At 45.0% G+C, this 6,012-nt stretch carries 5 protein-coding genes and 1 pseudogene; all 6 read left to right on the forward strand.

All coding sequences use genetic code 11. From position 1 onward, the window contains the following. Nucleotides 1-299, forward strand: a pseudogene (locus B4K20_RS16575) (ribonuclease BN); the annotation flags it as partial. After that, nucleotides 296-1,525 (forward strand): bifunctional phosphopantothenoylcysteine decarboxylase/phosphopantothenate--cysteine ligase CoaBC, encoded by a 1,230-nt coding sequence (gene coaBC / locus B4K20_RS16580; RefSeq protein WP_289283769.1) that lies wholly within the window; start codon nt 296-298, stop codon nt 1,523-1,525. The pseudogene B4K20_RS16575 and the gene coaBC, both read left to right, overlap by 4 nt. Further along, nucleotides 1,497-1,952 (forward strand): dUTP diphosphatase, encoded by a 456-nt coding sequence (dut, locus tag B4K20_RS16585; protein WP_286305640.1) that lies wholly within the window; start codon nt 1,497-1,499, stop codon nt 1,950-1,952. Before coaBC ends, dut begins: the two co-directional genes overlap by 29 nt. A gap of 21 nt (nt 1,953-1,973) precedes the next feature. Beyond that, on the forward strand, nt 1,974-4,808 hold the full coding sequence (locus B4K20_RS16590; RefSeq protein ID WP_289283770.1) for a phosphomannomutase/phosphoglucomutase: 2,835 nt from the start codon (nt 1,974-1,976) through the stop codon (nt 4,806-4,808). Between the two features lie 20 nt (nt 4,809-4,828). Continuing rightward, nucleotides 4,829-5,728, forward strand: coding sequence for an acetylglutamate kinase (gene argB, locus B4K20_RS16595; protein WP_289283771.1), 900 nt, complete (start codon nt 4,829-4,831; stop codon nt 5,726-5,728). 8 nt (nt 5,729-5,736) lie between these two features. Next, nucleotides 5,737-6,012 (forward strand): nucleoid occlusion factor SlmA (gene slmA / locus B4K20_RS16600; protein WP_349678810.1); only part of this gene is annotated, 276 nt, incomplete at its 3' end.

Here is a 6,012-nt window from a genome sequence, read left to right on the forward strand (position 1 = left end):
AAACCGGACTGACGAATAATGCTGTTCAGGATTTACTCACCAGTCTTGAAAAAGGCGGGTTTCTTATTGAAATTGCTGGTGATGAAACACGTTATGTGCCCTCGCGTGATGTGGCAACAATCAAGGTAGCAGCATTATTGAACTGTTTACGCACTGCCGAAGAGAACAGTGCCTATCATGTCAAAGGTATGATGGATAAAGATGTGAACAAATTACTTAAAGACATTGGTGATGCTCAAGCCGAGGTCTTAGGCGATTTAACATTGCGTGAACTTGCGATGAGGAAAGATGGCGAATGAGCAATGTTTCATCCATAAAAAACAAACAAATTGTTGTCGCCGTTACAGGAAGTATTGCTGCATATAAAGCCGCAGATTTAATTCGTCGATTGAAAGAGTTTGGTGCTGAAGTGCGTGTCGTCATGACACATGGCGCGGCCGAATTTATTACACCACTGACATTGCAGACATTGAGTGGGCATCCTGTAGCGATGACCTTGTTGGACGCTGATGAAGAGTCCGCAATGGGACATATTGCCTTAGCTCGTTGGGCAGATTGGATAGTGATTGCCCCGGCAACCGCTGACTGCCTGTCGAGGCTGGTTGCCGGTCGTGCTGACGACTTACTGAGTGCTGTTTGCCTGGCAACTGAAGCGCCAATTGCTGTCGCCCCGGCCATGAATAATAAAATGTGGTCCAACACTGCCACACAGAGCAATCTCAGCTTGCTGCGGCATCGCGGCATTCATGTGATTGGTCCTGCTAGTGGCGACCAGGCTTGCGGCGAACAGGGAGAAGGTAGATTGCTCGAGCCTTTGGCTATTATTGAGGAATTAAGTCGGTTGATGGTGCCAGGCCAGTTAATAGACAAACACGTCATGATTACAGCTGGCCCGACCTACGAACCGATAGATCCTGTTAGATTTATTGGTAACAGAAGTTCGGGGAAAATGGGCTTTGCTTTAGCTCAGGCGGCGAGAGAATCAGGTGCAAACGTGACGCTGATTAGCGGCCCGGTCAGTCTGACAACGCCCACAGGCGTGAAACGGATTGATGTGGAAACGACGGAACAAATGGCAAATGCAGTTGATGCCAGCTTGGAATCATGTGATATTTTCATTAGCTGTGCCGCAGTGGCTGATTACCGACCTAAACTGTTTGAGCAAGAAAAAATCAAAAAAACAGAAAAACAGCCGTTACAAATAGAACTCCAGCCAACAAAAGATATTGTGTCGGCTGTAACGACAAGCCACAATAGGCCATCATTTGTTGTTGGCTTTGCTGCAGAAACACAAAACCTGGTGGAATATGCACAGTCGAAATTAGAACGTAAAAAGCTCGATATGATCGCAGCGAATTGGGTTGGACAAAAACAGGGGTTTGCTGTCGATGACAATGCTTTGCATGTGATATGGAATGATGGTGAACAAACATTGCCACTGATGCCTAAAACTCAGTTGGCGCGAGAACTGATGACATTAATAATAAAAAGATTCTATGCAAAAAATTCAATTAAAAATTCTTGACCCTCGCCTTGGCGACACGATTGCACTGCCCGACTATGCAACATCAGGTTCGGCCGGTTTAGATCTGCGTGCCTGTCTTGATGAGTCTGTCACTCTTGCTCCAGGCGAAACAGTGTTAATTCCCACAGGCCTGGCTATTCATATTGATGATGCCAGTCTGGCGGCTGTGTTATTGCCACGTTCCGGGCTAGGTCATAAACACGGTATTGTTTTAGGCAATCTGGTTGGACTGATTGATAGTGACTATCAAGGGCAAGTGTTTGTTTCCTGCTGGAATCGCGGTAGCGATAGTTTTGAGATCAGTGTAGGTGAACGGATTGCACAAATGGTATTTGTGCCTGTCGTGCAGGTAGGATTTGAGCAAGTTGATGAATTCAGTTCATCGGAGCGCGGAACGGGTGGGTTTGGCCATACCGGTCGTCAGTAAAAGTAAGCAAAGGGGATGGGCATGGCGATGAAGGATAAGCTCGCGATAGCGCTGGGAAGCAAGCTCGTTAGTAGTATGTTGTTATTGTCCGTGCTCGTATTGCTATGCATTGCCGTCCTGTTCGCTGATAAAAAGGCTAACACAGCACAAGAAAGTACTGAGCGCCAACATAACCAACAGATTATCGATGCGGTTGTTGCGAGTTATCAGCAACAAATTACAGCTTGGCAGCAACAAACGCTGAGGCTGGCTGAGTTAGACGAAACCAAGCAATTGGCAAAAACTAAGAATATCTTCGAAATTGACGACTGGAAGACAGTGGCGAACACTTTTTTTCCAACAGCCAAGGCCGTCTGTTTAATCACACAAGAGTATGAGTCGCCTACACGTGAAGCTTGCCTGCCCATTACCTATGCTTCGTTAAAAAGCTTGCGACAACTGAACACACAAGCGCAGGCTGATGTCGCTATGATCATGCAGGATGGCCAGGCAGATCATATTTTACTGGCGGCGAAAGTACCTCTTGATGATGAGCAACAGTATGCGGCGGTGGCTGTTGCGCTTGAGCCTGTCGATATCCAAATGATTAATCCAGGACTGCTTCCTGATGCGTATGTTGAAATTACTCAGGGCGATATGTCACTGGGCATTTTGACAACGCTCGGCAACAGTCAATACAAACATGCCGATCCTGTTGTGAGTCAGCCAATATCCAATTCATACTGGCAAGTGAAACTCTGGGCCGCACCGCTTGCAACTAGTGTATCGCTATGGATGATATTTCTACCCGTGATGCTATTAATTGCACTGATATGGTGGGTGCGAGAATGGTGGCAGAAAAAATTATTACGATCAGATGCCGATACGCTGGAAGAGCAGCTTCATGATCTACAAGACGTCAAACTCAAACCAAAATACCCACTGATTTTCCAGGAGTTTTATGGCGTTCGAGAGTTTATTCAACAATTGGCGATTCCAGAAAAGAAACGTCCCGTCCCCGTGGATGAACCAAACAGCGTTTTTGTCATAGATGATGAGGCAACAGAAGCAGACTTAAGTGCTGAAACAGAGACGTCGTTAATTACTGATAATGAGCCTAGCAATCATGACGTTATTGATTATGACCAACCATACGAGAACAAAGATGCTGAGATGACATCCCCTCAGCAAATAGATGATGAGATGGTGACTGATGAATTCAAATCTAATCGTCTTGATGAAACCGTTGACAACCGTTCTGATGTTCTTGAGCTCGAATTAAATGATGAAGAAGAAAAGACGGACAAGAGTGATTCTTCTATCTTCATTGAACCCGACTCTTTAGACGAAAAAGAAACGTCACCTGAGCCAACTATTAATTTTGAATTAGAAGTCGATGAGGGCCCCGAGGAAGCAAAAGAAAGCTTCCATGAAGATACTCAGCAAAGTCAGTTAACACCAGAAAAGAAACTGGAGTTGAATCCACCGTCAGCACAGAATATGCCTGATGAAGGCATATTCAGAGCGTATGACATTAGAGGTATTGTGGGTGAGCAGTTAACTGTTCCCGTGATGACATTGATTGGTCGCGCTGTGGGCAGTCAAATGTTGGCGCAAGGCGTGTCCGAGTTAGTTGTTGGTCATGATGGACGTTTAAGCAGTCAACCTTTAGCTAAAGCATTCATGCGCGGTGTTACCAATACAGGTTGTCATGTGGTTGATCTTGGGCAGGTGCCCACACCTGTGGTCTATTTCGCATGTGAGCATTTAAATACGCATTCTGGCGCGATGATCACAGGCAGTCACAATCCTGCTAATTACAATGGAATAAAACTAGTTATCGCCGGAAAAACGCTTGAAGGTGATGAAGTTCACGCCTTATACCGCCGTATTAAAACGGGTGCATTTGAAATAGGACGAGGCAACATCAGTGCAACGGATGTGACAGATGCCTATATTCAAAGAATAAAAACTGAGGTAAAACCTGAGCGCAAAATTAAAGTGGTAGTGGACTGTGGCAATGGTGTTGCAGGTAAAGTATTACCTAAAGTGCTCAAAGAAATAGGCTGCCATGTCATTGAGTTATACTGTGAAGTTGATGGCCGGTTCCCTAATCATCACCCTAATCCAGGCGAACCAGAAAACTTAAAATCACTCATCTCTGAAGTGAAATCTACAGGAGCAGAGCTGGGTATTGCCGTGGATGGAGATGGTGATCGCCTTGGTGTGGTCGATACGCAAGGCAATATAATCTGGCCGGATCAACTTATGATCTTGTTTTCAAGGGATGTTCTGGAAAAGTCGCCAGGGGCTACGATACTCTATGATGTAAAAAGTACGAGTTTGCTTGAGGGCGTGATACGCTTTGCGGGTGGTGAGCCAATGATGGTGCCATCTGGACATTCTATTATCAAAAATAAAATGCGACAGTATAATGCCGCGCTGGCTGCTGAAATGAGCGGACATTTCTTCTTTAATGACCGCTGGTATGGATTTGATGATGCGACATATGCCGCAGCAAGGTTAATCGAGTTATTAGCCGCCGATCCGATGTCACGAACACCTACCCAGTTGTTCTCTGAAATTAGTCAACGTGTATCAACACCTGAAATTATGGTGAACATGCCTTACCCAGAAGCCAAACGGTTTATGACGACGCTCATAAGCAATTTCAATGCAGATGGTGGTGACGTTTCGACGGTTGATGGTATTCGTGTGGATTATGCTGATGGCTGGGGATTAGTGCGTATTTCAAATACATTGCCTGCGTTGACATTACGTTTTGAAGCCACAAATGATGTTGAGTTAGAAAGAATCAAACAGTTGTTTGTGGAGCAAATGCAGCAAGTGAAACCCACTCTGACATTAAAACTATAATTTAATTAAGACTAATAAGAATGAGTTTAAACACACAACGTGCTACCCATATCGCTCAGGTATTAACTGAAGCTTTGCCTTACATTCAGCGGTTTTCTGGCAAAACACTGGTCATCAAATATGGTGGTAATGCCATGGTCGATGAAGCCCTAAAAAACAATTTTGCCAGAGATGTGGTGTTACTCAAAGCAGTAGGGATTAATCCGGTCATTGTTCATGGTGGAGGCCCGCAAATCGGTGAGTTACTACAGCGGGTTGGTAAGCAAAGTGAATTTGTGAATGGTATGCGCGTTACTGACCGTGAAACCATGGATATCGTAGAAATGGTGTTGGGCGGTCAAGTTAACAAAAGTATAGTTAACTTAATCAATAATCACGGTGGCAGAGCTGTGGGCTTAACAGGTAAGGATGGCAGTTTAATTTTTGCGGAGAAACTGCAGATAACCGGGTCGCCTGATATCAAACCATCAGAATTAATCGACTTAGGTCATGTCGGTAAAGTCGCGAGCATTGATACCAGCGTGATTGATATGCTGATACACAGTGATTTCATTCCCGTCATCGCGCCAGTTGGTGTTGGTAAAGATGGTGAGTCATACAACATCAATGCTGATTTGGTGGCAGGAAAGATTGCAGAAGTCCTTCAAGCTGAGAAGTTAATTCTACTCACTAACACTGCCGGACTATTAGATGCTGATGGTGAATTATTAACTGGATTAAATGCTAAGCAAGTCAATGAGTTAATTGACGAAGGGGTCATATATGGTGGTATGCTCCCCAAAATAGGCTGTGCACTAGACGCTGTTCAGTCGGGTGTGACGACTGCACATATCATTGATGGGCGTGTTCAGCATGCTGTTTTACTAGAAATGTTTACTGATGAAGGGGTAGGGACTTTGATTCGTGGAGGTGGTCGATGAGCGAGGCTGTGCAAACGAGTAGAGCTGAAACAAAACGTTCACGACGTCAGGATATTCTGGAAGCGCTTGCATCAGAACTAGAACAGCGTCCCGGAGAACGTATCACAACCGCTAAGCTCGCAGCGAGTTTAGGCGTGTCTGAAGCGGCTCTTTATAGACATTTTCCAAGTAAAGCCAGGATGTTTGAAGGTTTAATTGGTTTCGCTGAAGACACGGTGTTTGGCTTGATTCAACGTATTTTGCAAGACGAACAAATTGCGTTGCACCGTATTGAGAAAATCATG

This window comes from Methylophaga sp. UBA5088, from assembly GCF_002414625.1.
Lineage (GTDB): Bacteria > Pseudomonadota > Gammaproteobacteria > Nitrosococcales > Methylophagaceae > Methylophaga > Methylophaga marina.